The 25,882-nt window shown below is 69.3% G+C and carries 27 protein-coding genes; 14 read left to right on the forward strand and 13 right to left on the reverse strand.

Annotated features, from left to right (window positions below; genetic code table 11):
- A partial coding sequence (locus tag ACXRVZ_RS17235; RefSeq protein ID WP_458232619.1) for a PqqD family protein occupies positions 1 to 487 on the reverse strand: 487 nt, incomplete at its 3' end.
- Between the two features lie 3 nt (positions 488 to 490).
- Positions 491 to 1,939: an HlyD family efflux transporter periplasmic adaptor subunit gene (locus ACXRVZ_RS17240; protein ID WP_458232620.1), complete on the reverse strand. Its 1,449-nt coding sequence runs from the start codon at positions 1,937 to 1,939 to the stop codon at positions 491 to 493.
- 255 nt (positions 1,940 to 2,194) lie between these two features.
- Between ACXRVZ_RS17240 and phaR the strand changes: the two genes are divergently transcribed.
- The 4 genes from phaR to ACXRVZ_RS17260 all read left to right on the forward strand — a co-directional run bounded on the left by phaR (position 2,195) and on the right by ACXRVZ_RS17260 (position 6,151).
- Positions 2,195 to 2,743 (forward strand): polyhydroxyalkanoate synthesis repressor PhaR, encoded by a 549-nt coding sequence (gene phaR / locus ACXRVZ_RS17245; RefSeq protein ID WP_457426264.1) that lies wholly within the window; start codon positions 2,195 to 2,197, stop codon positions 2,741 to 2,743.
- A 27-nt stretch (positions 2,744 to 2,770) separates the two neighbouring features.
- On the forward strand, positions 2,771 to 4,168 hold the full coding sequence (gene rimO / locus ACXRVZ_RS17250; protein WP_457426262.1) for a 30S ribosomal protein S12 methylthiotransferase RimO: 1,398 nt from the start codon (positions 2,771 to 2,773) through the stop codon (positions 4,166 to 4,168).
- Entirely contained in the window at positions 4,165 to 5,358 is a 1,194-nt protein-coding gene (locus ACXRVZ_RS17255; RefSeq protein WP_457426260.1) for a PLP-dependent transferase, read from the forward strand. Before rimO ends, ACXRVZ_RS17255 begins: the two co-directional genes overlap by 4 nt.
- A gap of 73 nt (positions 5,359 to 5,431) precedes the next feature.
- Complete coding sequence (locus ACXRVZ_RS17260) at positions 5,432 to 6,151, forward strand: substrate-binding periplasmic protein (RefSeq protein ID WP_458232621.1); 720 nt, start codon at positions 5,432 to 5,434, stop codon at positions 6,149 to 6,151.
- 14 nt (positions 6,152 to 6,165) lie between these two features.
- Here ACXRVZ_RS17260 and smpB read toward each other — a convergent pair whose 3' ends face one another.
- Entirely contained in the window at positions 6,166 to 6,624 is a 459-nt protein-coding gene (gene smpB / locus ACXRVZ_RS17265; protein WP_458232622.1) for an SsrA-binding protein SmpB, read from the reverse strand.
- Positions 6,625 to 6,671: 47 nt separating this feature from the next.
- On the opposite strand from smpB, the gene ACXRVZ_RS17270 reads away from it, so the two are divergent.
- A complete protein-coding gene (locus tag ACXRVZ_RS17270) occupies positions 6,672 to 7,145 on the forward strand; it encodes a type II toxin-antitoxin system RatA family toxin (protein WP_458232623.1) in 474 nt (157 codons plus the stop codon).
- On the forward strand, positions 7,135 to 7,440 hold the full coding sequence (locus tag ACXRVZ_RS17275; RefSeq protein WP_457426252.1) for an RnfH family protein: 306 nt from the start codon (positions 7,135 to 7,137) through the stop codon (positions 7,438 to 7,440). The genes ACXRVZ_RS17270 and ACXRVZ_RS17275 overlap by 11 nt, the downstream gene beginning before the upstream one ends.
- A 21-nt stretch (positions 7,441 to 7,461) precedes the next feature.
- Here ACXRVZ_RS17275 and ACXRVZ_RS17280 read toward each other — a convergent pair whose 3' ends face one another.
- Positions 7,462 to 7,971, reverse strand: coding sequence for a DUF4124 domain-containing protein (locus ACXRVZ_RS17280; protein WP_457426250.1), 510 nt, complete (start codon positions 7,969 to 7,971; stop codon positions 7,462 to 7,464).
- Positions 7,972 to 8,031: 60 nt separating this feature from the next.
- Between ACXRVZ_RS17280 and guaB the strand changes: the two genes are divergently transcribed.
- The 3 genes from guaB to guaA are packed head-to-tail and all read left to right on the forward strand — an operon-like array spanning position 8,032 to position 12,400.
- Complete coding sequence (gene guaB, locus ACXRVZ_RS17285; RefSeq protein WP_457426248.1) at positions 8,032 to 9,504, forward strand: IMP dehydrogenase; 1,473 nt, start codon at positions 8,032 to 8,034, stop codon at positions 9,502 to 9,504.
- Between the two features lie 60 nt (positions 9,505 to 9,564).
- Positions 9,565 to 10,803, forward strand: coding sequence for a TCR/Tet family MFS transporter (locus tag ACXRVZ_RS17290; RefSeq protein ID WP_458232624.1), 1,239 nt, complete (start codon positions 9,565 to 9,567; stop codon positions 10,801 to 10,803).
- A 10-nt stretch (positions 10,804 to 10,813) separates the two neighbouring features.
- Entirely contained in the window at positions 10,814 to 12,400 is a 1,587-nt protein-coding gene (gene guaA / locus ACXRVZ_RS17295; RefSeq protein WP_457426244.1) for a glutamine-hydrolyzing GMP synthase, read from the forward strand.
- A 15-nt stretch (positions 12,401 to 12,415) separates the two neighbouring features.
- On the opposite strand, the gene ACXRVZ_RS17300 is transcribed toward guaA, so the two are convergent.
- From ACXRVZ_RS17300 to ACXRVZ_RS17320, 5 genes are all read right to left on the reverse strand, one after another.
- A complete protein-coding gene (locus tag ACXRVZ_RS17300) occupies positions 12,416 to 14,404 on the reverse strand; it encodes a trypsin-like peptidase domain-containing protein (protein WP_458232625.1) in 1,989 nt (662 codons plus the stop codon).
- A 145-nt stretch (positions 14,405 to 14,549) separates the two neighbouring features.
- Complete coding sequence (locus tag ACXRVZ_RS17305; protein ID WP_457426240.1) at positions 14,550 to 15,548, reverse strand: hypothetical protein; 999 nt, start codon at positions 15,546 to 15,548, stop codon at positions 14,550 to 14,552.
- Between the two features lie 71 nt (positions 15,549 to 15,619).
- Entirely contained in the window at positions 15,620 to 19,042 is a 3,423-nt protein-coding gene (locus ACXRVZ_RS17310) for an ATP-binding protein (protein WP_458232626.1), read from the reverse strand.
- Positions 19,043 to 19,059: 17 nt separating this feature from the next.
- Positions 19,060 to 19,272 carry a hypothetical protein gene (locus ACXRVZ_RS17315; protein WP_457426236.1) on the reverse strand — a complete coding sequence of 71 codons (213 nt, stop codon included), beginning with the start codon at positions 19,270 to 19,272 and terminating at the stop codon, positions 19,060 to 19,062.
- Positions 19,273 to 19,326: 54 nt separating this feature from the next.
- Complete coding sequence (locus ACXRVZ_RS17320) at positions 19,327 to 19,731, reverse strand: DUF1761 domain-containing protein (protein ID WP_457426234.1); 405 nt, start codon at positions 19,729 to 19,731, stop codon at positions 19,327 to 19,329.
- A gap of 84 nt (positions 19,732 to 19,815) precedes the next feature.
- Here ACXRVZ_RS17320 and ACXRVZ_RS17325 point away from each other — a divergent pair, with 84 nt between their 5' ends.
- Both ACXRVZ_RS17325 and ACXRVZ_RS17330 read left to right on the forward strand, forming a co-directional pair.
- Positions 19,816 to 20,859: a sensor histidine kinase gene (locus tag ACXRVZ_RS17325; protein ID WP_457426232.1), complete on the forward strand. Its 1,044-nt coding sequence runs from the start codon at positions 19,816 to 19,818 to the stop codon at positions 20,857 to 20,859.
- Positions 20,856 to 21,602, forward strand: a complete 747-nt coding sequence (locus ACXRVZ_RS17330; RefSeq protein ID WP_457426230.1) for a LytR/AlgR family response regulator transcription factor — start codon at positions 20,856 to 20,858, stop codon at positions 21,600 to 21,602. The genes ACXRVZ_RS17325 and ACXRVZ_RS17330 overlap by 4 nt, the downstream gene beginning before the upstream one ends.
- Here ACXRVZ_RS17330 and ACXRVZ_RS17335 read toward each other — a convergent pair.
- From ACXRVZ_RS17335 to nirK, 3 genes are read right to left on the reverse strand one after another with little or no spacing between them, the layout of a single operon-like run.
- Positions 21,580 to 22,149 carry an SCO family protein gene (locus ACXRVZ_RS17335; protein WP_457426228.1) on the reverse strand — a complete coding sequence of 190 codons (570 nt, stop codon included), beginning with the start codon at positions 22,147 to 22,149 and terminating at the stop codon, positions 21,580 to 21,582. The two genes, ACXRVZ_RS17330 and ACXRVZ_RS17335, sit on opposite strands and share 23 nt — an antisense overlap.
- Complete coding sequence (locus tag ACXRVZ_RS17340) at positions 22,146 to 22,868, reverse strand: formylglycine-generating enzyme family protein (RefSeq protein WP_457426226.1); 723 nt, start codon at positions 22,866 to 22,868, stop codon at positions 22,146 to 22,148. Before ACXRVZ_RS17340 ends, ACXRVZ_RS17335 begins: the two co-directional genes overlap by 4 nt.
- Entirely contained in the window at positions 22,868 to 24,307 is a 1,440-nt protein-coding gene (nirK, locus tag ACXRVZ_RS17345; protein ID WP_457426224.1) for a copper-containing nitrite reductase, read from the reverse strand. The genes ACXRVZ_RS17340 and nirK overlap by 1 nt, the downstream gene beginning before the upstream one ends.
- A 149-nt stretch (positions 24,308 to 24,456) precedes the next feature.
- Between nirK and ACXRVZ_RS17350 the strand changes: the two genes are divergently transcribed.
- The 3 genes from ACXRVZ_RS17350 (at position 24,457) to ACXRVZ_RS17360 (ending at position 25,487) form a co-directional block, all read left to right on the forward strand.
- Entirely contained in the window at positions 24,457 to 24,675 is a 219-nt protein-coding gene (locus tag ACXRVZ_RS17350) for a hypothetical protein (RefSeq protein ID WP_457426222.1), read from the forward strand.
- A 1-nt stretch (position 24,676) separates the two neighbouring features.
- Positions 24,677 to 25,222: a 2'-5' RNA ligase family protein gene (locus ACXRVZ_RS17355; protein WP_457426220.1), complete on the forward strand. Its 546-nt coding sequence runs from the start codon at positions 24,677 to 24,679 to the stop codon at positions 25,220 to 25,222.
- An 85-nt stretch (positions 25,223 to 25,307) separates the two neighbouring features.
- Positions 25,308 to 25,487, forward strand: a complete 180-nt coding sequence (locus ACXRVZ_RS17360; protein WP_457426218.1) for a hypothetical protein — start codon at positions 25,308 to 25,310, stop codon at positions 25,485 to 25,487.
- Positions 25,488 to 25,548: 61 nt separating this feature from the next.
- Here ACXRVZ_RS17360 and ACXRVZ_RS17365 read toward each other — a convergent pair whose 3' ends face one another.
- Entirely contained in the window at positions 25,549 to 25,770 is a 222-nt protein-coding gene (locus ACXRVZ_RS17365) for a CsbD family protein (RefSeq protein ID WP_457426216.1), read from the reverse strand.
- Between the last annotated feature and the right edge of the window lie 112 nt (positions 25,771 to 25,882).

A 25,882-nucleotide genomic window follows, 5' to 3' on the forward strand; every position in this document is an offset into this window, starting at 1 on the left:
GCGCCAGCGCGCAGGCCACGGCGCCGGCGGGCGAGAACGCGGCCCGGGCCAGCGGCAGCAGGCGGTCGAGCAGGCGGCTCGGGTCCAGCAGCGGCAGCCGCCAGGCCAGCAGGCTGCCGCCGCGGGTCGGCCCGGACACCTCTTTCAGATGGGGCAGCAGGCGGTCGAAGTCGGCGGTCTGGTCGAGTTGCACGAGGCCGGCCTCGCGCAGTTGCGCCAGCAGATCGATGACCTCGTCCTGCGTCGGCGGCTCGCCGGCCTGGGCGAGCTGGGCATCCCACAGCGCCTGCACGGTCTGGCGGCCGTCGAAGCGGCCTGCCAGCGCGTAGGCACCGGCGTTGAGCCGCACGCTGCGGCCACCCGCCGTGGCCGTCAGCAGCAGCCAGCGTTCACCGCGCAGCTGCTGGCGCCGCACGCGCAGGCTCTGCACCAGGCGAGGCCGCAGATGGCTGACGCGGTGCCAGCGCGGGCTGTGCAGGCTGCTCATGGCTCAGCCCAGCCAGGCCCACCAGGCCACGCGGGCGCGGTCCAGCGCATGCCCGGCCCAGGCCCACAGCGGCGGCATGCGGCYGACGACCAGGCTGGCGCGGCCGAGCAGCCCTGGCCGCACGTCATCCCGCGGCGCCAGCAGGCGGGCTTCCACCTCGAAGACATTGCGGCCGTCGACCGCCTTGGCCAGCGGCGTGATGCGCTCGACGACGATGTCCTGCCGGTCCCAGGGCAGCGACGACAGCGCCAGCTGCCCCGGCTGGCCCGGCCGCACACGGGCGATGTCGACTTCGTCCACCTGCACGATGACGCGCTGGCGGCCGGTGGTGGCCAGCGTCAGCAACGTGTCGCCCTGGCGCACCGGCATGCCGATGGACTGGCTGAGGTCGCCCTGGATGACCAGCGCGTCGAAGGGCGCCACCACGCGGCCGCGGGCGAGCTGTTCGGTCACCAGTGCCAGCTGGGCCTGGGCCTCGGTGATGCGTGCCAGGCTGGTGGCGGCGGCGGTGCGGTCGGCCTTGGCCATAGCGGCGGCGTAGGCGTTCTCGTGCTGCGCCAACTGGCTGGCGCCGCGCTCCTGTTCCAGCCGCAGGTCGCCTTCCAGCAGGTCAACGAGCGGTGCGTCGGCCTTCACGCGGTCACCCGGCCGCACGTGCGCCGTCTTGATGAAGCCATCCGCCGGCGCAACGAGCACGCGCTGCTCGGCGCCTTCGATGCGCGCGCGGCCGCTCACCTCGCGCTCCAGAGGCGCGGCGGCCAGGAAAGCCAGTAGCAGCGCGCCGCCCAGCCAGAGCCGGCGCGCCGTGGCGCGGTCCGGCTGGCGCAGGCGCTGCCAGGCGAGGCCCATATCGCGGTGCAGGCGCTGCCAGGCCGAGGACTGGCCCTGGCGCATCCACTGCAGCGCGGGCACGGCGAGTGCCATCAGGTCCTCCACCGAGCGCAGTTCCTCCACAGTGAATGGCGCGCCGTCGCGTTCGATGCACACCGCGCCGAAGACCTCGCCGGCCTGGCCCAGCGGCACGACGGCAACCGCGCCGCCGGCCAGGCGCTGCAGCGCCCGCAATTCCACGGTGATGGGCGGCAGGCCTTGCGGAGCCTCTTCATCGGGCGTCGGGAAGCGGGTGCTGAGCGCCTGATCGATGGCCTCGTCCAGCGCGCCGACGAGTCGCTGGACGGCGTCGGCCTGCGGCTTGGCGGCGTCGAGGTGGGAGCTGGCGAGCAGGGCCGTGCGCCCGTCCTGCACCATGCCCAGCGAGACGCGGGACGGCGTAAACCGCTGGCTCAGCAGCGCCACGAGCCGATGCGCAGCCGCTTCCAGCGAGCTGGCGTTCAGCACCTGGGCGTAGAAATCCAGCGCCGCCTGTGCATCACGGGGCGCGGCTGGAGCGGGCGAAGCGGGCAGGGCGCCCGGCAGCGCCTCGGTTGTCGCGTCGGAAGGGGCGAAGCGCATGGGCGACGGCGGGGGGACGGACAGAACTGGGCTTGGAATTGTGGTCGGCGGGTTGCAGGCGCAGTCGTGCGAACAGCGGCGAAAACCAGCGCCAGCGGGAACTATTGACGGCGCGGCACGCCACCTGACAAGCCGGCGTCGCCAATTGCGTCACCTGTCTATGGCAATGTGGCTTTACAGAGACTCAGGGAAACCCGTTCGGAGCGACATTCGGGGTCTGCCTAGAATTTGTTGCACTGCACAGGAGATTCCCGAATGGCGACTGCCCGCAAGAAGCCGGCATCCACTGAAGAGACTTCCGCTGGCGAGGCCAAGCCMGGCCTGCGCATTCTCAAGAAGTATCCCAACCGCCGCCTCTACGACACACAGACCAGCAGCTACATCACGCTGGCCGACGTGAAGCGCATGGTGCTCGAGGGCATCGCCTTCGAGGTGCACGACGCCAAGACGCAGGACGACCTGACCCGCGCCATCCTGCTTCAGATCATCCTGGAGGAGGAAACCGGCGGCGTGCCGATGTTCTCGACCAGCTCGCTGGCCCAGATCATCCGGTTCTACGGCGGCGCGATGCAGGGCGTCATGGGCGGCCTGCTGGAGCGCCAGATGCAGGCCTTCACCGACCTGCAGTCGCGCTTCACAGAGCAGACGCCAGGCGGCATCCCCTTCACGCCCGACGCGTGGACCGGGCTGATGGGCGGCTATGCCGAGCAGTCCAAGACGCTGATGAATCAGTGGCAGGAACAGCTGAAAAATGCCGGCTCTTTGTTCCCGTTCACCGTGCCGCCAGGCAGCAAAAAGCCCTGACCGGCCGACATCGCCGAAAATACGGCGATGAATGAATCTGCCACCCTCGCCGCTCCGGCCGCCGCGCCCAAGATCGGCTTCGTCAGCCTTGGCTGTCCCAAGGCCCTGACCGACAGCGAATTGATCCTCACGCAGCTGCGCGCCGAGGGCTACGACACCTCGAAGACCTTTGCCGGGGCCGACCTGGTGATCGTCAACACCTGCGGCTTCATTGACGACGCCGTCAAGGAGAGCCTGGACACCATCGGCGAGGCCCTGGCCAAGAACGGCAAGGTCATCGTCACCGGTTGCCTGGGCGCCAAGGCCGGCGCCGGCAGCAGCGATGCCGGCAGCCTGGTGCGCCAGATCCACCCCAGCGTGCTGGCCGTGACCGGCCCGCATGCGACGCAGGAGGTCATGGACGCGGTGCACACGCATGTGCCCAAGCCCCACGATCCCTTCGTCGACCTGGTGCCCAGCTTCGGCGTGAAGCTGACGCCCAAGCACTACGCCTATCTGAAGATCAGCGAGGGCTGCAACCACCGCTGCTCGTTCTGCATCATCCCCAGCATGCGCGGCGACCTGGTGTCCCGCCCCATCGGCGACGTGCTGAACGAGGCCCGCGCGCTGTTCGAGAGCGGCGTCAAGGAGTTGCTGGTCATCAGCCAGGACACCTCCGCCTACGGCGTGGACGTGAAGTACCGCATGGGCTTCTGGGACGGCAAGCCGGTCAAGACCCGCATGCTGGACCTGGTCGCCCAGCTCGGCGAGATCGCCAAGCCCTTCGGCGCCTGGGTTCGCCTGCACTACGTCTACCCGTATCCGCACGTGGACGCCGTGCTGCCCATGATGGCCGAGGGCCTGGTGCTGCCCTACCTGGACGTGCCCTTCCAGCATTCCCACCCCGATGTGCTCAAGCGCATGAAGCGCCCGGCCAACGGCGAGAAGAACATGGAGCGCATCCTGCGCTGGCGCGAGGCCTGCCCGGAGCTGGTCATCCGCTCCACCTTCATCGCTGGCTTCCCCGGCGAGACCGAGGCCGAGTTCCAGCATCTGCTGGACTTCATGCAGGAAGCGCAGATCGACCGCGCGGGTTGTTTCGCCTACTCGCCCGTCGAGGGCGCGAGCGCCAACGACATCGAAGGCGCGCTGCCCAAGGAGGTCCGCGAAGAGCGCCGTGCGCGCTTCATGGCGGTGGCGGAGCAAGTGTCCACCGCCAAGCTGCAGGCCCGTGTCGGCCAGACACTGCAGGTGCTGGTCGACTCCGCGCCGGGCCTGGGCCGCAAGGGCGGCGTGGGCCGCTCCTACGCCGACGCGCCCGAGATCGACGGCACCGTGAAGATCCTGCCGCCCGAGAAGGCCAGCAAGACGATGAAGGTTGGCGACTTCGTGCGCGCCCGCGTCGTCGCGGCGGACGGCCACGACCTCGTCGCTTCGCTCGTATGACGCGCGGACCGTCGACCGAGCTGATCCACCACCCCTACCGCGCCCCCGAAGGCTGGGACGCGGTGCCCGTGCCGGTGGCCAAGGCATCGACGGTGCTGTTCAAGGACACGGCCGACCTGCACAAGCCCCGGCCGCGCGACGGCCTGAGCTACCGCTACGGCCTGCACGGCACGCCCACCAGCTACACGCTGGCCGCGCGCATCGCCACGCTGGAGCATGCCGAGCACTGCCTGCTGGTGCCCAGCGGCCTGGCGGCCGTGACGCTGCCGTCGCTGGCCGTGCTGCGCCCCGGTGACGAGGTGCTGGTGCCGGACAACGTCTACGGCCAGAACCGCTACCTGACCGAGTCCTGGTTGCCGCAGTGGGGCGTCACGCACCGTTTCTACGACCCGCTGACGGTGCCCGAGCTGCGCGACAACACGAAACTCGTTTGGCTGGAAGCGGCGGGCTCGATCACCTTGGAGTTCCCCGATCTGTTGGGCACGCTCGCCGCCTGCCGCGCGCGCGGCATCACCACGGCGCTGGACAACACCTGGGGCGCGGGCCTGGCCTTCAACGGCTTCGAGCCGGCGCCCGCGACCCACCCGGGCCTGGGCGCCGACATCGTCATGCAGGCACTGACCAAATACCCCAGCGGCGGCGCCGACGTGCTGATGGGCTCGGTCTGCACACGCGACAGGCGCTTACATGACCGCCTCAACCTTGCCCACGAGCACCTCGGCTACGGCCTGGGCCAGAACGACGTCGAGCTGGTGCTGCGTGGCCTGCCGACGATGCCGCTGCGCTACGCGGCGCAGGACCGCGTGACGCGCGAGCTGGCCAGCTGGGTGGCCGGCCGGCCGGAGGTCGCGCGCGTCTTCCATCCCGCGCTGCCGGGTTCGCCGGGCCATGAGCACTGGCTGGCCGTTGGCGGTTCTGGCGCGGCCTGCCTGTTCTCGGCTGTCTTCAAACCGGGCTACTCCGCCGCTCAAGTCGACGCCTTTGTCGACGCCTTGCAGCTCTTCGGCATCGGCTACTCCTGGGCCGGCCCCATGAGCCTGGCCGTGCCCTACGACATGAGCCGCAGCCGCAACCTGCCGCTGCCCTTCGACGGCGGCACGCTGGTGCGGTTTGCCATCGGTCTGGAAGACGGCGCCGACCTCGAGGCCGACATCGAGCAGGCGCTTGCCGGCCTGCGCACGGCCGTCTGACGGACTTCTCCCGCGCTATCCTCTGCTGCCCTGTTTCTGCTGGGCGGACTTCATGCTTGCGATGCGTCGATGGATGCTGCTTGGTCTGGCCCTGCTGCTTGCCGCATCGCGGGTGCAGGCCGAGCGCCTGGTCGTCTTTGGCGATGACAGCTATGCCCCGGTGATCCACCTCGTGYAGGGCCAGCCGGCGGGTGTTCTTGCCGAGCTGCTGCGCCAGGCCGAGCACTACAGCGGCGACAGCTACGAGCTGCAATTGATGCCCTGGAAGCGCGCCTACGAGATGGCCCGGCGCCAGCAGGGCGGGCTGATCGGCGTGTCGACCACGGCCGAGCGGCGGGAGCAGTGCGATTTCTCGCGGCCTATCTACAGCGACGACATTCATGTGGCGGTTCTGAAGGGCCACGAGTTCCCGCTGCATGGTCTGGACGACCTGCGCGGCAAGCTGATCGGCGGGGTGCTGGGCGCCAGCTACGGTGAGGCGATGGACCAGGCGATCCGCGACGGCCTCTTCCAGGTGGACCGCGACATCAGCCAGGCCAGCCGGCTGCGCAAGCTGCTGGCGGGGCGGCTGGACGGCGCGCTCATCGGCAACGGGCAGCGCGGCTTCGAGCTGGCTCTGGCCAGCCACCCGTCGCTGCGGGGCCAGGAGTCACGCTTCGTGCTGCTGCCCACCCCGCTGGTGCACGACCCGCTGCTCCTGGCCTTCCCCAAAGGCATGAACAAGGCCGATGCGATTGCGCGTTTCGATACGGCGATGGCCAAGGTTGTGCAGCTGGCCGCGGCGCGGCGCTGAGCGGGCTCAGCCTCTCAGCTCTTGTTCGAGACCTTGTGGCGCATCAGTTGGCCCTTCTCCCGTTCCCAGTCCCGCTCCTTCTCGGTATTGCGCTTGTCGTGCTCTGCCTTGCCCTTGGCCAGCGCGATGTCGGCCTTCACGCGGCCGTCCTTGTAGTGCAGGTTCAGCGGCACCAGCGTGAAGCCGCGCTGTTCCACCTTGCCCACCAGCCGCTTGATCTCGGCCTTGTGCATCAAGAGCTTCTTGGTGCGGTCCGCCTCGGGCGAGACATGGGTTGAGGCGCTGCGCAGCGGGTTGATGCGGCAGCCGATCAGGAACAGCTCGCCGTTCTTGATCAGCACGTAGCCGTCAGTCAGTTGCACCTGGCCAGCGCGGATGGCCTTGATCTCCCAGCCGGACAGCACCACACCGGCCTCGAACTTTTCTTCGATGTGGTAGTCGTAACGGGCGCGGCGGTTCTCGGCGATGGACATGAAGTGGGATGTGGGGCGCTAGGCCCTTCTTACAATCCTGGCATTCTATGAAGCAGGTCAAAAAGTCCGTTCTGCTCTGGTACACGCCCCGCGAGATGTACGAGCTGGTCACCGCCGTGGAGCGCTATCCCGAGTTCCTGCCCTGGTGCAACAAGGTGGAGGTGCTGGCGCGCGAGGGCGATGCCGTCACGGCCCGCCTGCACCTGGCCTATGCCGGCGTACGCTACGCGTTCACGACGCGCAATCGCAACCATGACGGCAACGACGAGGCGGGCCCCAGCGTCGACATGGGGCTGGTGGACGGCCCCTTCTCGCATCTCGACGGCGTCTGGCAGTTCCTGCCGCTGAACAAGCCCGGCACCGAGGGCGAGCCCACCGCCTGCAAGATCGTCTTCGAGCTGAGCTACGCCTTCAGCAGCGGCGCGCTGGAGGCGGTGGTCAGCCCGGTCTTCGACCGCATCGCCAACACCTTCGTCGACAGCTTCGTGCAGCGCGCGGAAGGCCTCTACGGTGCGCGTTGAGCTGGTCTGGAGCGTGGCAGCCGGCGACGTGCAGCAGCGCTGGCTGGAGGTGGAGGAGGGCGCGACGATCGCTTCGGCGCTGCGTGGCTGTGCTGACTTCAACTTGCCACTGGACCAGTTCCGCATCGGCATCTGGGGCCGTGTGCGGCCGCTGGAAACCCCGCTACGCGAGCGTGACCGCATCGAGGTCTATCGCCCGCTGATCGTCGACCCGATGGAGGCGCGCCGGCTGCGCTATGCCAAGCGCGGCGAGCGCATCGTCTCGCGCCACCGGCCCAAGGCGGGCGGCGGCTGAGCCGGGCCTACTTGCCAGGTCTTACTTGCACTCGCTGGCGACCAGCCCGCGCGCGCGTTCAGCCTCGGCCTGGCGCTGCACATCGTCCATGAAGACGCGCTCACCCGCCTCATTGGTGCGGGTGATGCGAATGCCGCTCTGCAGGTCACGCAACTGCGCCTGGGCGCGGCTGCAGTTCTCGCGCTTCTGCTCGGCAATGCGGCGCTCTTCTTCCTTCTGCTTGGCGTTCTCGCGGTCCTGGTCCTGCTTCTGGCGCGAGGCCGCATCCTGCTCGGCCTTGGTCGGCGCGCTGGCGGCTGGCTTCGGGGCAGAGGCGGGGGCGCTGGCGGGAACGCCGGCCGGCGAGACCGTGATGCTGCGCGCGGCGGCCGTGGCGGGGCGCAAAAGAATGTCCTTGTCCGGCGTGCCGGCCGGCGGCGGGCGATCGCTGTACTGAACGTTGCCCTTGGCGTCCTTCCACTTCCATTGCGCCTGCGCGGACAGGGCAAAAACCAGGCCGAGGAGGGCGATGAAAAGGGGCTTGTGACGCATGGGCCGAAGTGTAGCGGGAGGCCCTCCGTATAATGCCGCTTTGCGTCTGGAGCCTTTCTCATGCGCCTTCTCGGCAAAGCGCTCACCTTCGACGATGTTCTGTTGGTGCCAGCGTTCTCCCAGGTGTTGCCCCGCGACACCAGCCTTGCGACCCGCCTGTCGCGCAATATCCCCCTGAACCTGCCGCTGGTGTCCGCCGCGATGGACACCGTGACCGAGGCCCGCCTCGCGATTGCGATCGCGCAGGAGGGCGGCATCGGCATCGTGCACAAGAACCTCAGCGCCGAAGCACAGGCGCGCGAAGTCGCCCGGGTCAAGCGCTACGAGAGCGGCGTCGTCCGCGAGCCGCTGACCGTCGGCCCGAACACCACCGTGCGCGAGGCGATGGAGCTGACCCAGCTGCACGGCTTCTCGGGCTTCCCGGTCGTCGAAGGCAAGCGCGTCATCGGCATCGTCACCGGCCGCGACCTGCGCTTCGAGACGCGCATGGATGCCAAGGTCAGCGAGATCATGACGCCGGCCGAAAAGCTCATCACCGTCAAGGATGGCGCGTCCACCGACGAGGCCAAGGCGCTGATGCACAAGCACAAGCTGGAGCGCGTCGTCGTCGTCAACGACGCCTTCGAGCTGCGCGGCCTGATGACCACCAAGGACATCACCAAGCAGACCAGCTTCCCCAACGCCGCCCGTGATGCCCAGGGCAAGCTGCGCGTCGGCGCGGCGGTGGGCTTCGGCGAGGACACCGAGCAGCGCGTCGAGCTGCTGGTGCGCGCCGGTGTCGACGCCATCATCGTGGACACCGCGCACGGCCACAGCGCCGGCGTGCTGGAGCGCGTGCGCTGGATCAAGCGCGCCTACCCCAACGTCGACATCATCGGCGGCAATATCGCCACCGGTGCCGCAGCGCTGGCGCTGGTGGAAGCCGGCGCGGACGGCGTCAAGGTCGGTATCGGCCCCGGCTCCATCTGCACGACGCGCATCGTCGCGGGCGTGGGCGTGCCGCAGATCACGGCCATCGACAACGTCGTCACGGCCCTCAAGGGCACCGGCGTGCCGGTCATCGCCGACGGCGGCGTGCGCTACTCGGGCGACCTGGCCAAGGCCATCGCCGCGGGTGCCGACAGCGTCATGATGGGCGGCGCCTTTGCCGGCACCGAGGAAGCGCCGGGTGAGGTCGTCCTCTACCAAGGCCGCACCTTCAAGAGCTACCGCGGCATGGGTTCCATGGGCGCCATGGCCAAGGGCAGCGCGGACCGCTATTTCCAGGACACGTCGGCCAACAACCCGAACACGTCCAAGCTCGTGCCGGAAGGCATCGAGGGCCAGGTGCCCTACAAGGGCTCGGTCGTGCAGGTCATCTTCCAGATGGCCGGCGGCCTGAAGGCGTCGATGCACTACTGCGGCTGCGGGTCAATTGAAGACATGCAGAACAAGGCCGAGTTCGTCGAGATCACGACGGCGGGCATGCGCGAGAGCCATGTCCACGACGTGCAGATCACGAAGGAAGCACCGAACTACCGCAGCGCGGGCTGAGGCCCAACCACTGCAAACGGGGCGACGCCAGATCGCCCCGTTTCGCTTTTCAGGAACCCGATGAGCCCCTCCCCGCAACGCACCCCGGCCATGGGCTTCATCATGGCCGCCGTGCTGATCGACATGATCTCGATCGGCCTGATGGTGCCGGTGCTGCCCCACATCGTCGGCACGTTCACGAACAGCAACGACGAGCAGACCTCGGCCTACCTGCTGGTGACCATGGCCTTCGGCGTGGCCAACTTCTTCGGCTCGCCGGTGCTGGGCTCGCTGTCGGACCGCTTCGGCCGCCGCCCGGTGCTGCTGATCGGCTTTGCCGGCCTGGCGCTCAGCTTTTTCGTGACGGCCATGGCCACGGCGCTGTGGATGCTGGTGGTGGTGCGCCTGTTCTCGGGTGCCATGCAGGCCAACATCGCCATCGCCAATGCGTACGTGGCCGACATCACGGCACCGGAAGACCGTGCACGCCGCTTCGGCCAGCTTGGCGCGATGTTCGGCATCGGTTTCATCCTCGGCCCGGTCGTGGGCGGCTGGCTGGGCCATTACGACGTGCACTGGCCCTTCATTGCCGCCGGCTGCATGGCGCTGGTGAACTGGTGCTATGGCTTCTTCGTGCTGCCCGAGTCCCTGCCAAAGGACAGGCGCAGCCCCTTCGACTGGAAAAAGGCCAACCCCGTCACCGCGTTGCGCGGCCTGGCCGCGCTGAAGGGCGTGGGCTCGCTGGTGACCGTCATCGCGCTGTCGTCGCTCGCGCAGTTCATGCTGCACATGACCTGGGTGCTGTACACCAAGTTCCGCTTTGGCTGGGGGCCGCGGGAGGTGGGCTGGTCGCTGCTGGCCGTGGGCATCGTGTCGGTGCTGAGCCAGGGCGTGCTGCTCAAGCCGCTGCTGGCCCGTTTCAATGCGCAGCGGCTGGCCCTCATCAGCATGACGTCGGCCTCGCTCGCCTACCTGGGCTTCGGCCTGGCCACCGAGGCCTGGATGATGTACGTCATCATCGGCTTCAACCTGCTGGGCGGCGTGGCGACGGCAGCCTTGCAAAGCATCATCTCCAACGCCGCCCCGGCAACCCAGCAGGGCAAGGCCATGGGCGCCGTGTCCTCACTCAACAGCCTGATGGCCGTCTTCGCCCCCCTCGTGGGCCTGACGCTGCTCGCCCAGGTGTCGCACCGCCCGGCGGGCGACATCCTCATCGGCCTGCCCTTCTTCGCCTGCGCCGCGCTGCAAGCTGCGGCCATGCTGATCACCCTCTTCTTCTTCCGCAGCCACCCGCCGGTGCAGCCCGTCCAGCCGGCCTGAAAGACGCCTTATGCAACACGACAAGGTCCTCATCCTCGACTTCGGCTCCCAGGTCACCCAGCTCATCGCCCGCCGCGTGCGCGAGGCGGCCGTGTTCTGCGAGATCCATCCGAACGACGTGTCCGACGACTTCATCAAGTCGTTCGCACCCAAGGCCATCATCCTGTCGGGCAGCCACGCCTCCACCTACGAAGACCACGAGCTGCGCGCACCGCAGGCCGTCTGGGACCTGGGAGTGCCCGTGCTGGGCATCTGCTACGGCATGCAGACCATGGCCGTGCAGCTGGGCGGCACCGTTGAGTGGAGCGACCACCGCGAGTTCGGCTACGCCGAGGTGCGCGCGCATGGCCACACCCAGCTGCTCAGCGGCATCCAGGACTTCGAGACGCCCGAGGGCCACGGCATGCTGAAGGCCTGGATGAGCCACGGCGACAAGGTCACCGTGCTGCCGCCGGGCTTCAAGCTGATGGCGTCCACGCCCAGCTGCCCCATCGCCGGCATGGCCGACGAAGAGCGCCGCCTCTATGCCTTCCAGTTCCACCCCGAGGTCACGCACACGCTTCAGGGAGCGGCCATCATCACGCGCTTCGTGCGCGAGATCGCCGGTTGCCAGGGCGACTGGCAGATGGGCAGCTACATCGACGAAGCCGTCGCGAAGATCCGCGAGCAGGTCGGTGACGAGGAGGTCATCCTCGGCTTGTCCGGCGGCGTCGACTCCAGCGTGGCCGCAGCCCTCATCCACCGCGCCATTGGCGACCAGCTCACCTGCGTCTTCGTCGACCATGGCCTGCTGCGCCTGAACGAGGGCGACATGGTGATGGACATGTTCGTCGGCCGCCTGCATGCCAAGGTGATCCGCGTTGACGCCAGCGAAGTCTTCCTCGGCAAGCTGGCCGGCGTGACCGACCCCGAGCGCAAGCGCAAGATCATCGGCGCCGAGTTCGTCGAGGTCTTCCAGGCCGAGGCGAGCAAGCTCAAGAATGCCAAGTGGCTGGCCCAGGGCACCATCTATCCCGACGTCGTCGAGAGCGGTGGCACCAAGACCAAGAAGGCCACGACGATCAAGAGCCACCACAACGTCGGCGGCCTGCCCGAGACGCTTGGGCTGAAGCTGCTGGAGCCGCTGCGCGAGCTGTTCAAGGACGAAGTGCGCGCGCTGGGCGTGGCGCTGGGCCTGCCGGCCGACATGGTCTACCGCCACCCCTTCCCCGGCCCGGGTCTGGGTGTGCGCATCCTCGGCGAGGTGAAAAAGGACTTCGCCGACCTGCTGCGCCGCGCCGACGCGATCTTCATCGAGGAGCTTCGCAACACCATCGACCCGGCCACGGGCAAGAGCTGGTACGCGCTGACCTCGCAGGCCTTTGCCGTGTTCCTGCCGGTGAAGAGCGTCGGCGTCATGGGCGACGGCCGCACCTACGACTACGTCGTGGCCCTGCGCGCCGTGCAGACCAGCGACTTCATGACCGCCGACTGGGCCGAGCTGCCTTACTCGCTGCTCAAGCGCACGTCGGGCCGCATCATCAACGAGGTGCGGGGCATCAACCGCGTGACCTACGACGTGAGCAGCAAGCCGCCCGCGACCATCGAGTGGGAATAAATTGCCGCCGCGCGATCAGCGCTCGTTGACCTTCGTCTGTTGCATCAGCAGATCGAGCTTGGCCTTCATCTGGTCCTGGGGCGTGCCGGTCTCGGCTCGGTACTGGAAGGTATAGAGCACGTCCGGAGTCGGCTCGGCATCCGCAACGCCATAGATCGTGCTGATCATTTGCCTGTTGTTCGCAGTCAGAGCAACGGCGTCGTAAGGATGGGCGTGATGGAGTCGTTTTCGCCATTCCGTCTTCGCGGACTCGCTGCCGACTTCTGCGGGCGTCCCATGGCGGAAGACGTCGACCTCGGTCTTCTCGTCGGGGTTGTAGGCCACGACGCCTGCGACGCCGAGCGTGGCGCCTGCGGGTTCACGGCTGAAGGCGAAGTCCAGCCGCAGACGGCTGCCCTGATCGATCTTCTGCAACTCGGGGCCGTAGGTGAAAGCCACGCGGCTGTCGTCGAACGCGAAGCTGCGGCCATAGTCGATGTGCAGCACCGATGCCGCCAGCGGCTTGGGCAGCAGGGGCCGCTGCGACAGGAAGCGGTCCCACTGTGAGAGCTTGCCTTCATAGGACGCTGCGAAGAAGCCGGTCAGCAGCTTCATCCGCTCGATCTGGAAGTTACGCCCCAGCGTCGAGACCCTGCTCTCGAAACCAACCGAACCGTCGGGCACGGGCAGGTCGAATTCGACCAGCCAGTCGCTGCCGAACCAGGTGGTGACGTGCCAGGCACGCACCTGCCAGACCCGGCCCCAGGTGTCGGTGAAGAGGGCGTCCTCGGTCGGGGCGCCCATTGAAACGACCTTGGCATTCTCGGCATTGATGTGGATGGTCGCCTGCGACGCCTTGAGCACCACCTCCCTGACCATCTGGGCGTCCGAATACCACTTCGCCTGATTGACGTCGTCCGGCTGGTGCCGGTGGAACACGAGGTAGCCCTTGAAGTTGGCCGAGTCCTGCCAGCCCTCGCGGCCCAGATCGAGCCGCGTGTAGGTCGGCTGCGTGAACGTCCAGTTGCCGTTGCCGTTCTGTACGACGATGGCCGGCGCGCTGCGCTCGTAGAGGCCGTGAAGCAGCCGTTCGCTGCCGCTGCCGCGGGGGAAGGTCTCGGTCGCGTTGTCGGCAAGCAGCCCTTGCAGCTGCGTCGCATTGAACTCCTCCACCGCCTTCAGGTAGGCCGCCGACAGTTCGGCGAAGCTCTTGGGCGCGGGGATGTCCGTCTTGAATCGTCCCGTCCGCGTCTTGTCGAAAACGGCAAAGCCGGTGACAGCGCGCGAATCCGTGCTCACCAGATGGTCTGGCGCGCTCTTCACGAGCGCGGCAGGAACGGCAATGTTCAGCGTGTTCTCGGAGGTGCGCATGGCGCGCACGAGGCCGATCACGCTGCCCTTGGCGTCAATCAGCGGTCCACCGCTGTTGCCGCCCGATATCGGCGCGGAGAAGCGCATCCACTTCCAGCGCCCGCTCTCGTCCTCCGGCGTGTCCGACGTGTAGTTGCCTTCCCGCATGACGACGCCCTCGCCGAGTGCGTTGCCGACGGCGTAGACCGTCTCGTTGAGTTCAGGCTTGTCGTTCAGTTCCAGGAAGGCGACACGATCCGGCTGCTTCGCCAGCGTGAACACCGCGAAGTCCTGGTCAGTGGAGCCCTTGGTGATCTGCGCGATCGGATAGAGCTTGCCGTCCGCGTCGCGCAGCATCGGCTCGCCGCGCGAATCGCCGAACGCTGCGATCAGCACGTGCATGGCCGTGGCGTACTGGTTCGGGCCGATGGCGAAAGCAGTCCCTATCGACACGTACTTGTCGGAGCGTGCCTGGTAGGGAATCAGCTCCTGCCAGGGCTTGTCGTAGGTGACGGACTCCTGGGCCGGCTTGGGCAGGACGACTTCGAAGGTCGCCTCGCGCACCTTGCGCTGGATGCCCGCCTCCAACGGCGCCGCACGCGCGCCGACGCAGAGCTGCAAAGCGAGAAACACGAGCCCGCCAACGCGAGCCGCCGCTGCCAATGACTTTTGCATACGCTTCCCTTGCGGTGGTGGCCCGAAGAAAGCTGGGCCGTCGAGGGATGCTGCGATGGGCAGGCTGCCGGCTGGTATCGAGGGGGTGAAGAAGGATGAAGTGCCTGACTGGGGCCTGTCGGCCCGGCACCCCGCGCCACGCCCTTCAAGCGCGACGACTCGGCTTGCGAGCCCGCCACGCCAGCGCTGGCAGCCCGATCAGCAGCAGCCATGCCGCAGCCGGTTCGGGCACCGCCGAAGGCACCGGGTAGGTAAAGCCGCTGTCGCTGTGCAGCGTGATGCCTAGCGCCGGGTCCAGGCCGCCCATGTAGAGGTAGGCGGAGTTGCCGTAATCGGCGCTGTTGTTGCGCCCGTTGAGCACGTCGCCTGGCCCCCAGCCGCTGGAGAACATGCGCGTGAAGGCCGTGAGCCCATAGGTGACCCAGATCTCTTCCCCGACTTTGGCGGAGAACGTCGTTTCGTAGTCCGCCAACGCGGCGCCGCCGAAGTCGCTGGCCACGTCCACCGTCTGGTTGAACTGGTTGATGCCGAAGGAGAGTTGCCCGCCGCCTTGCCCGCTCACGTCCATCAACACCTTGACCGACACGGGTGTGCCGGCGGGCAGCACGGTCGACCGAATGGTCACGCGATCTGACAACTGCGCAAAAGCGCGACCGCCGATGGTCACTCTGTTGCCTCCAGAGCCTTGCAACTGCACGAAGGTGGAGGCGTGCAGCTGGCCGATCGATGCGAACGCGCGTGCCTTGCTGTTCATCACGAAGTTCGGCACCTGAGAGCCGTTGCCGGCATCGAACACCGAACGCACCTTGGTCACCGTGCCGGTGTCTGTCAATGGGGAGCCGAGCCCGATGTTCCGGGTGAATCTCACGCACTCGTCGAAGACGGTGGTGCCGGGTGCGCAGGAAGAGGTCGTGATGACATTGTCCGCACCGGGCTCGACTCCGCTTTGCGTGATGAGGTAGGCCTCCACGGCGACGCCCGCCGCCGTTGCGGAAAGCGACAGGGTCAGCAATGACGCGGCTGCGGCCAGACGGGTGCAGGAGCTGGCAAAGCCGCGCGGTGCGCCGGAGTTGCCGCGCTGCGGCCCGGCCGGTGCGATGCCGCTGGCCAGAAGGCCGTCCGTCGGGAATGCAATCAGTTTCATGGCGTGCTCCGAGATGGGGTGCCGCCACGGTAGGACGAGGCCGTTGCCGCGCCGTTGCGGCGCGTCCGCGCTCAGCGCCAGGTCGTGCGGAAGCTGGCCTGCACCTCGGTCCAGTCGGCCAGGCTGGCGCCAATGCGATCCAGCCATACGGCGAGCACCTCGCCGCCCAGGGCCTGCGCCAGCTCCAGCGCGGCGGTGGTGTTGGTTTGCGGGTCATCGAGCACCGCCCGCGCCAGGGCCAGCTGTGACGCGTCGGCACCGGCGCGGCAGCGCACGGCCAGCATGCGCAGCCTCAGTTCGTCGTTCATGCCCGGCGCGTCGTCGGCGGCCAGCAGCGCCAGTGCGCCGGCGCTGTCGCCTTCGCAGCAGCGGCGTTGCGCGTCCACCAGTGCCAGCCGCTGACGCACGCGCGGGTTCTCGATGGCGTCGGGCGGGCCCAGGCGCAGCAGCCATTCGCGTGCTTCGCTCGCGTCACCGCGCAGCAGCGCGCCCACCGCGCAGGCCAGCCAGACTGGTTGCCCGGCCTGGGGCGACTGGGCCAGCGCATCGTGGTCCAGCGCTGCCAGCAGGGGCGCCGCGCGCGGCCACTGGCCCAGCACGGCCATCGGCTCCAGCACCGCCATGGCGATGCCGGCAATGGACATGGGCTGGCCGATGGCGATGACCTCGTCGATGGCCGGTTCGATGTGGGCCCAGGCGCGGCCCCAGTCGCCGACCATGAAGTAGGCGTCGATGAAGAGGGCGCGGAACATCGTCCTGGCCTCGCTGCCCTTCTGCTCGGCGCACAAGGCCCAGCCCTCCAGGGCCACCGGCAGCGCGTCGGCCGGGCGCGTCTGCTGCAGGAAGGTGACCGCCAGGTTGTAGAGGGCGAACAGCTGCGTGGGCCGGTTGCCGAAGCGCCCGGCCAGCGCGGCGGCCTCGCGCAGGTCGGCCTCGGCGATGTCCACGTTGCCGCGCTCAGCCTCGAAAGCGCCGCGCAATTGCAGGCTGCGGGCGAGCAGCATGCCGTCACCGCGCTGCCGGCTGGCGGTGACGAACAGGTCGGCACGCGCGACCGCCACATCGAAGCGCGCTGCAGAGAACTCCAGCATGGCCAGCGAGCCCAGCAGCTCCGCACGCTCGGGGTGGGCCGGATGAATGAGGGCCAGCGCTTCCTCGCCCAGCGCGCGGGCTTCGTCGATGCGGCCGTGCTGCTGCAGCGCGTCCATGCGCAGCGACAACCCGCGCAGCCGTTGGCTGTCGTCGACCGGCGGCGGCAGCGTGTCCAGCAACGCCAGTGCGGCCTGGGCACTTTTGCCGCGCACGAGGTAGCGCGCCAGCGCGTGGCCCGCGTCGACTTCGATGGCGGGCGGCAGCGCCGTGCCGGCGCGCAGGTCCTCCAGGCGCTGCCGGCAGGACTCGGCTTCGGCGTGGCGGCCCAGGCCGTGTTCGGCCTCCAGCAGGCGCGCCAGCAGCGTGGCGGCCTGGGGCGCTGGCGGGTCGTCCGCCAGGCCCTGCTGCCAGTGCCGCGCCGCTTCGCCCAGTGCCGCCAGCGCGCGGGCAGCATCGCCTGCGGCCAGCCGGTGGGCGACGGCGCGGCGCGGTTCGCCGCAGGCCTCGAAGTGGCGCGCGGCCTCGGCGCTGCTGCCCAGCGCTTCGGCACCCAGGGCCAGTCGGTGATGCACCAGGCGGCGGCGCACGGGCTCCAGGGCCGAGTCCAGCGCCTGGCGTGCCAGGTCATGCGCCCAGGCATAGCCGCCGGCCGCGTGGGCGCGCACAAGCTCGGCTCGCGCGGCCTGCTCCAGCGCCTGCACGGCCTCCAGTTCAGACAGCGCACTGGCCGACGCCAGCCAGGCGGCGCTAAAGGGCTCGCCGGCCAGCGCGGCCGCTTCCAGCAGGCGTGCCGTTGGCGCGTCCAAGCGGCGCACGCGCGCCAGCACGGCCTCGCGCACGCTGGCCGGCATGGGCAGCTCACGGTAGTCCTGTGTCACGGCGTCGAAGGGCGTGCGCCAGCGGCCTTGCTCGTCGACGCCGAGCACGGCGGTCTCGGCCAGGTCGCGCAACGTCTCCGAGATGAAGTAGGGGTGGCCGCCGGTGGCGCTGCACAGGCGCTCGGCAAAGCGCACCGGGTCGGCGGCGCCGGACAACTGGCGCACCAGCTCATAGACCGCCTCGGCCGACAAGGGTCCCAGCGCGACGGTCTCGGCGGCGAGGGCCGCGCTCAGGCCCAGCAGCTCGGGGTCGTCGCTGGCGCCGCGCCAGCAGACCAGCTCGATGGCGCCTTCGGCGCCCGCCTCCCGGCGGCGCGCGGCGGCGCGGGCCAGCAGCGTGCGGCTGGCGGGGTCGGCCAGTTGCCAGTCGTCCAGCACGAGGGCGTCGAAGGCGCCGCGCGACAGCGCCAGCCAGGCCTGGATGCAGGCCTCGTCAAAGCGCAGCTGCTCGGCCTGCGTGCGCAGCGGCGCGGGCGCCGGGCCCAGTTCGGGCAGCAGCCGGGCGACTTCGGTCACGACCCAGTCGTCCAGCCCGCGCAGGTCGGGCGGCTCGCCGGCCAGCACGCGCAGCACGCGGGCGCAGGCACCAAAGGCGATCTCGCCGTCGCCGCTGCGGCRGCGCACCAGCGCATAGGCGCCTTGCGAGGCCGCGAAGTCGGTAGCCAGGCGGGTCTTGCCGACGCCGGCCTCGCCGACGATGACGACCGCCGTGCGGCGCGCCCAGGCCGCCTGCAGCCGGGCCACCTCGGCGGCGCGGCCGACGAAGGGCAGGCGCTCCGGCAAGGCCTGCGGCGGGCGGATGGGCAAGGGCGCGGCAGCCGCCGCGTTGCCGCGCAGCGACTGCGCCAGCGCCACGGTCTCGGGCATGGGCGCCAGACCCAGCTCGGCGGCCAGCAAGGCTTGGCAGCGCTCGAACTGGCGCAGCGCCGCCTCGCGCTGGCCGGTGGCGGCCAGCAGGCGCATGGCCTGGCGGTGGTGGCGTTCCTGCAGGCCGTCCTCGCTCAGCAGCGCCTGCACATGGCCCAGCGCTGCCGGCAGGTCGGCGCGCGCCTCGGCCGCCGTGGCGGCGGCTTCCAGAGCGTGCAGCCGCAGCCGCAGCGCGCGCTCGCGGGCCGCGCTCAGCCAGGGCGCGAACAGCGGTGCGTCGTCCAGCTGCAGGCCGTCCGCCAGCTCGCCCTGCCAGGCTGACAGAGCCAGCTCGGGCGTGGCTTCGGCCCGCAGCAGGTCGCAGCTCATCGTGTCGCCGGGGTGCAGGTGGTCGTCGTCGACGCGGAAGGCCTCGGGCACGCCCGCCTCGCGCAGCCGCGCCAGCTCGCGGCGCAGGTTGCGGCGCGCGCTGGGCTCGTCCAGGTCCGGCCACAGCAGCGCGCACAGGCTTGGGCGGCTGGCGCCGCCGTCCAGCGCCAGCACCAGCAGCAGCGCCTGCGTCTTGCGGTTCGTCAGGGCCACAGGCTGGCCGCCGCGCCACAGGCGCACCGGCCCCAGCACGCGCAGCTCCAGCCCGGCACTCGACGGTTCTTGCATGCGCGGATTGTGCGAGGTCAGCGCAGGCCGCTCGACGCGGCCGGCGCGTTCGACATAGGGGTGCTCAGGAAGCGCGCCAGTTCGAAGGGGCTGTCGAAGTCGCGCAAGCTGCCGTCGTCCAGCACCACTCGCGCGCTGAACTCGCCCGGCCCCGGCGACCACCAGGTCAGAAGGCCCCGGCGCGGCGCCGTAAGTGCCCGCAGGCGGCTGGTGTTCTCGTCCATCGGCATGCCGGCCACTGTGCCGGCAGGGCGTTGCGGCGGCGTTGCGTGGCTGACCGCCCCTCAGCGCCAAGCGCCCAGGATGCCGCCCATCGCCGTGAAGGCCACGACCTGGTAGCCGCTGTTGATGAGCCACAGCTTGAGCGAGCGCTGCTCGAACAGGTAGATGACGCCCAGCGCCATCGCCACCCAGCCGATGCCGGTCGCGGCGCCGGCGAACAGGCCGAAGCTGAAGCTGGCCTTGGCGCCGAGGAAGGCGGCGAGATTGGCGGACATGACCAACGAGGCCAGCGCCGAGAGGCCGAAGATGCGGCCCAGCGGCGGCTGCTGGATCTGCGCTTCCGTCATGCCGGCCTCGCGCGCCCAGGCCTTKGCGAACAGGATGGGCGAGTACCAGAGCCCGCCGATGGCGAAGTAGACGAGGGCGGCGGCGGCAATGGCCAGGTAGTTAAAGTGAATGTCTTCCATGCAGGGCTCCTTGGTTGATGGCCGCGATGCTGGCCGCCCGCAGTAGCCGACGCCAGGGGCTGCGCGCCCAAACAGGACATCCGCTTGCCGAACCCCGACCTGGACACGCTGAACCCGGTGCAGCTGGACGACCGGCTGGTCATGACGGTCGGCAGCCTGGGCTTCGGCCTGGCCATTCCGTGGTTGACGGGGCTCTATGGGCCGTGGGGGCCGGGCGACGGCGTGTTCTGGGTCGGCTTCGCCGGCTTCATCGTGCTGGCCGCCGCCATCTGGGGCGGCAACCGCTGGCTGTTGTTCAAGCAGCGCGAGCACTTCGACTGGTTCCAGCGCCCGCTGCGCAAGCTGCTGATGCTGGTGGTGGCCAACGTGCTCTACACGGCGCCCATCACCGTGCTGGGCCTGCTGGCCTGGTACTTCGTTGCCGGGCTGCCGGTGGACCGCAGCACGCTGCAGATCGTCACGCTGACCAATGTCATCTGCGTGCTGTTCGTGACGCATGGCTACGAGACGCTGTTCCTGATCCGCGAGCGCGAGTCCGACCTGATCCGCGTCGAGCGGCTGCAGCGGCTGCGCGCCCAGGCCGAGCTGGGCGCGCTGAAGGCCCAGGTCGATCCGCACTTCCTGTTCAACAGCCTGAACACGCTGGGCCACCTGATCCAGTCCGAGCCGGCGCGCGGCCGCGAGTTCTGCGACGCGCTGGCCGAGGTCTACCGCTATGTGCTGGACAGCCGCCAGCGCGACCTCGTACCGCTGGCCGAGGAGCTGGCCTTCCTGCGCCGCTATCACCGCCTGCTGGAGCTGCGCTTCGGTGCGGCCATGCCGCTGGAGCTGGATGTCGAGGCCGACGGCTGGCGCATCGTGCCCATGGCTCTGCAGACGCTGCTGGAGAACGCCGTCAAGCACAACCAGGCCAGTGCGTCGGAGCCGCTGCCGGTGCGCTTGTCATTGGCTGAGGCGACGGTGACCGTCAGCAACGACATTCGCCCGCGCCGCACCGCGCTGCCCTCGGCCGGTGTGGGCCTGGCCAATCTCGACGAGCGCTGCCGGCTGCTGACCGGCCGCGCGCTGGTCGTCCGCGAGGCCGACGGCCGCTTCGAGGTCACCGTGCCTCTACAGTCTTCCGCATGAAAGTGTTCATCGCCGAGGACGAGCCACCGGCCCGCGAGCGCCTGGTCGAGGCGCTGGCCCGCGTCGCGCCGCAAGTCGTCGTCGTCGGTCATGCCGACAGCGTCAGCGCCACCGCGCACTGGCTGGCCACGCAGCCGCCGCCGGACCTGCTGCTGCTGGACATCCAGCTCGGCGACGGCCTTTCGCTGGAGCTCTTCGAGGGCCGCGAACTGGCCGTGCCCGTCATCTTCACGACCGCCTTCGACCAGTTCGCCATCGCCGCCTTCCGCGCGCTGGCGGTGGACTATCTGCTCAAGCCCGTCGACGAGGCCGCGCTGGCCCAGGCCATTGCCAAGGCCGAGCGGCTGCGGCGCGGTTTTGGCAGCGACGTGATGGCCGTGCTGGCCGAGCTGCAGCGCCCGCGCTGGCGCCAGCGCCTGCTGGGCCGCAAGGCCGCGGGCTTCCAGGCCTTCGACGTGGGCGAGCTGGCCTATGTCGTGTCGCTGGACAAGCTCAGCCACGCCGTGCTGCACGACGGCAGCCGGCTGCTGCTGGAGACGCCGCTGGCCGAGCTGGAAACCCAGCTCGACCCGGCGCAGTTCTTCCGCGCCAACCGCCAGACCCTGCTGGCCGCGCGTGCCGTGGCCGGCTTTGCGGCGGCGGGCAAGGGGCGGCTGAAGTTGCAGCTGCGGCCGGCGCTGGCGGGCGAGCTGTTCGTCAGCCAGGAGAGGGCGGCGGAGTTCAAGGCCTGGCTGGTGCGCTGACCGCCAGTTGCTTTCGGATGGCCGCCACCATGCGCGCGTCGGCGCCCGCCAGCATGGCCGTGCGCGCCGCGATGCGGCCTTCGCCGTCCAGCAGGATCAGCTCCGCGCTGTGGTTGAACTCGCCGTCGGGCAGGGCGCGGTACTGGAACTTCAGCAGCGCGGCGATCTTGCGGGCGCTGGCCGGGTCGGTACGGGCCAGCGTCCATTGCACGGCGTCCAGGCCGCGCTCCATGGCCATGGCCTCCAGCTTGGCCGTCGTGTCACGCGCCGGGTCGAAGCTGATCAGCAGCACCTTCACGCGGCGGCGCTCGGCATCGGGCAGCGTGGCCTGTGTGTCGCGCGCGGCGTCTATGAGCATGGGGCAGACGAACTGGCAGCTCGTGTAGAACATGCTGACCAGCACCGGCTGGCCGCGCGCGGCGTCGAGCTTGATGGCCTGGCCAAGCTGGTCAGTCAGTCTGGCGTCGAGCTGGTAGATCGAATCACCGGGCAGGGCCAGCGCCACGCCGGCCAGGCCGAGCAGGCTCAGCAGCAGGCGGCGCTTCATTTCCGCACCTCCCGCGCGCAGCGAAAACCCAGGCTGCCGGTGCTGTCCGCGCCGCCGAGCGAGGACAGCAGCGCCACGCGCATCAGCACCGCGTAGTTCTGCCGGTCCTGCAGGTCGATGGCACCGGCGCCGCAGAACTTCAGCCGGTCGGGGTCGCCGGCGCTGCGGCTGTCGGCGTTGACGAGCAAGGCGTTGAAGTCGTCCACCCATTCCCACACCAGGCCGTGCAGGTCGCGCACGCCGTAGACATTGGCCGCGCCGCCCACCGCCGGCAGCGGCCCGTTGGCCGGGCGGGCATACCAGCCGAGGATGCGCGCCAGCCAGGCCGGGTCGCCACGCGCGTCGGTGCGGGTCGCGTCGGCGGTGGCCGCGTACTCCCATTCATGCCAGGTCGGCAGCCGGCCGCCTTCGGCTTCGCAATAGGCCTGGGCGGCAAACCAGCTGACCGCGGTGACAGGGGCCTCACCGTCATCGACGCCCTGCTGCAGATAGCCCGCGCCGGCAAACACGGCCGGCACCTGGCCCGGCTGCCACTCGGCATGCGCGGCCAGGAAGCGGCGGAATTCCGTGCGCGTGACCGGCGTCTCGCGCAGCTCGAAGGCGGCGATGCGGGTCGGCTCGCGGTCGGTGTCGCGCGCCAGCACGCTGTTCAGCGTGCCGGCCGGCATGGCCACATAGCCCGCCAGCAGCGCTGCGGATGCGGCGACGGCGAGGCTCATCAATGCCCCGCCTGGTTGGTCGTGGCGGGCTTGGCGGCGCGCTGCTTCTTCACCTCGTCGGCCGAGATGCTGCCGCCTGCATTGCCCCAGCTGTTCAGCACATAGGTCAGGATGTTGGCGACCTCGTCGTCGTTGAGCTGGTTCATGGGCGGCATGACCGAGTCGTAGTCCTTGCCGTTGACCTTGAGCTTGCCGGACAGGCCGTGCAGCACGGCGCCAATGGCGCGTTTCGGGTCCTGGCCCAGCCAGTCGGACTTGGCCAGCGGCGGGAACACGCCGGCCAGCCCGGCGCCATTGGCCTGGTGGCAGACGGAGCAGGTGCCGGTGAACAGCGCGTGGCCAGCGGCGATCTGGTCCTTGGGCGTCAAGGTGCCGGCGGCGGCGGCCGTCGTCGCCGTGGCCACGGCCTTCAGGTTGGGCGCCGCGCGGTCGCCGAGGTAGACGGAGTCGACCTCCTTGCCCGAGTAGATGGTCTTGTCCTCCGGTCCGTCGACCTTCAGGATGGCCAGCGCGCCCTTGTTGAAGGCGCGGAAGATGGAGTGGTCCACCAGCACRTAGCTGCCTGGCACGCGCGCCTTGAAGTCGACGATGGCTGCGCCGCCGGCGGGGATCAGCGTCGTCTGCACGTTCTTCTGCGCCAGCGTGCCGCCCTCGAAGCGAACGCTGTCGAAGATGGCGCCGATGACGTGGAAGCTCGACACCAGGTTGGGCCCGCCGTTGCCGACGAACATGCGCACGGTCTCGCCCACCTTGGCCGTCAGCGCGCGCTCGCCCGTGAGTGCGCCTTCCGCGCCGTTGAACAGCACATAGGTGGGCCGCTCATCGATGGCCTTCTCCATGTCGAAGGGCTGCAGGCCCTTCTCGCGGTATTTGCCGGTCGTGTAGAAGTCGCCCTGCATGACGTAGAACTCATGGTCGACCCTGGGCAGGCCTTCAGGCGGCTCGACGAGGATGAGCCCGTACATGCCATTGGCCACATGCATGCCCACCGGAGCGGTGGCGCAGTGGTAGACGTAGATGCCTTCGTTCAGCGCCTTGAAGCTGAACTGCGATTCATGGCCCGGCGCGGTGAAGCTGGACGCCGCGCCGCCGCCCGGGCCGGTGACGCCGTGCAGGTCGATGTTGTGCGGCATCTTGCTGCTCGGGTGGTTCTTCAGGTGGAACTCCACCGTGTCGCCCTGGCGTACGCGGATGAAGCTGCCCGGCACCGTGCCGCCAAAGGTCCAGAAGGTGTAGCTGACGCCTTCGGAGATGGGCATGTCCTTCTCGATGACTTCCAGCTCGACGATGACCTTGGCGGGTGACTTGCGGCCGGTGGGCGGTGGCACGAAGGGCGGGCTGGTCAGCTTGGCCTGGATGACCGGTAGCGCCGTGTCGGCCGCGCCGAAGGCCAGCGTGGACGCAGTGAGTGCGGCGAGCAGAAGCAGGCGCTGGATCATGAGTTTGTCTCTCTTATAGGTGGGTGCCGCGAGCCGTTCGACACGAGGTCAGGCCATGCTAGGCAGCGGGGACGGGCACCGGTTTGCGCTGGATCAAGCTGCTCGCTGGCGGCTATGCTCTTCTGTAACCAAACCACTTGACGCCTGCCATGCGAGCCGCCCTCAGCCTTCTCGCCCTTGTCATCGTTGCGGCCATCGTGCTGTCGCTGGTCAAGAAGCAGGCCGCTGCGCTCAAGCCGCCGGCCGCCGGCGCGTCCGCCGCAAGCGCGCCCTTGCCCCGGCCGCAGGCCGTGGGACAGCAGGTGCAGGACAGTCTCAACGACGCGGCCAAACGCGCTGCCGACGAGGCGTCCGCAGCGACGAATTGACATGACCGGCCACAAGCTCTTCTTCGCGCTGCGGCCCGATGAAGAGACGGCCGAGCGCATCGCCCGAGCCGTGACGGTGGCGCACGAGGCGCGCGGCCTTGCTGCGCGGCTGCGGCCCAGCCGCGTCTTCCACATCACGCTGCATTACTTCGGCTACTTCGAGGGTGAACCCGACGCGCATGTCGTCGCGAGCGCAGAGCGGGCGGCGGCGGAGGTGGTCCGGCCGGCCTTCGACCTGGGCTTCGACAGCTTCACGAGCTGGGGCGGCGAGCATGCCAGCAAGCATCCCTTCGTGCTGACCGGTGGCCAGGACCTGGAAGCGGTGCGCGAGCTGCGCGACGCCCTCGTCGAACGCCTCGTGGCCCACGGCCTGGCCGCGCCGGAGCAGGGCTACGAGCCCCACCTGACGTTGCGCTATGACAAGCGGCCGGCGCCCGCCTGGCCCATCGCTTTGCCCGGCTGGGTCGCCAGCGAGTTCGTGCTCGTCAAGAGCCCGCAGGGGCAGACGCGGCATGACGTGATCGGCCGCTGGCCGCTTCAGGCTTGAGTCCTACAGCCTGCGCAGCCGCCGGCCGACGCGCGCCGCCGATGTCAAGCGCCAGCATGTGGCGTCCTTGCAAGGAGACACCGCCATGATCATCAAGTCCCTCATTGCCCTGCTGGCAACCTCGGCGCTGGCCACCAAGCTCGTCCAGCACCTCAGCCGCAAGAACGAGCAGCGTCGCGTGCGCGCGGATCACCAGCGTCATCATGACGACGTGACCCGCTGGGAAGGCGAAGGCGGCAACCTGCCGGTCAAGCCGCAGCGCTGAATCCGCAAAGCCCAAGAAAAAGCCGCCCGGCGAGGGCGGCTTTGGTCATGAGGCGACGGCCTCAGGGCTTGGTGAACCAGTCGTCCGTCACGCGGCGTTCCCAGCTGGCGATCTGCAGCTCGGCCTCGTCCTTGGCCAGGCCGTAGCGATCCTGGATCCTGCCGGCGAGCTGGTCGCGGCGGCCGGCCACGACGTCGATGTCGTCATCGGTCAGCTTGCCCCAATGCTCCCGGACTTTGCCGGCCAGCTGTTTCCACTGGCCTTCGATGCGATCCCAATTCATGTTGGACTCCTCTTGCGCAAGCGGCTTGCGCCGCGGTGGGTCCACTGTGCTGGGGCAAGCGGTGCGCCGGGGTCGGCTCAGGAGGCTCGCGGTTGTAGGACTGAACCTTTTA

The organism is Roseateles sp. P5_E8 (assembly GCF_054177665.1).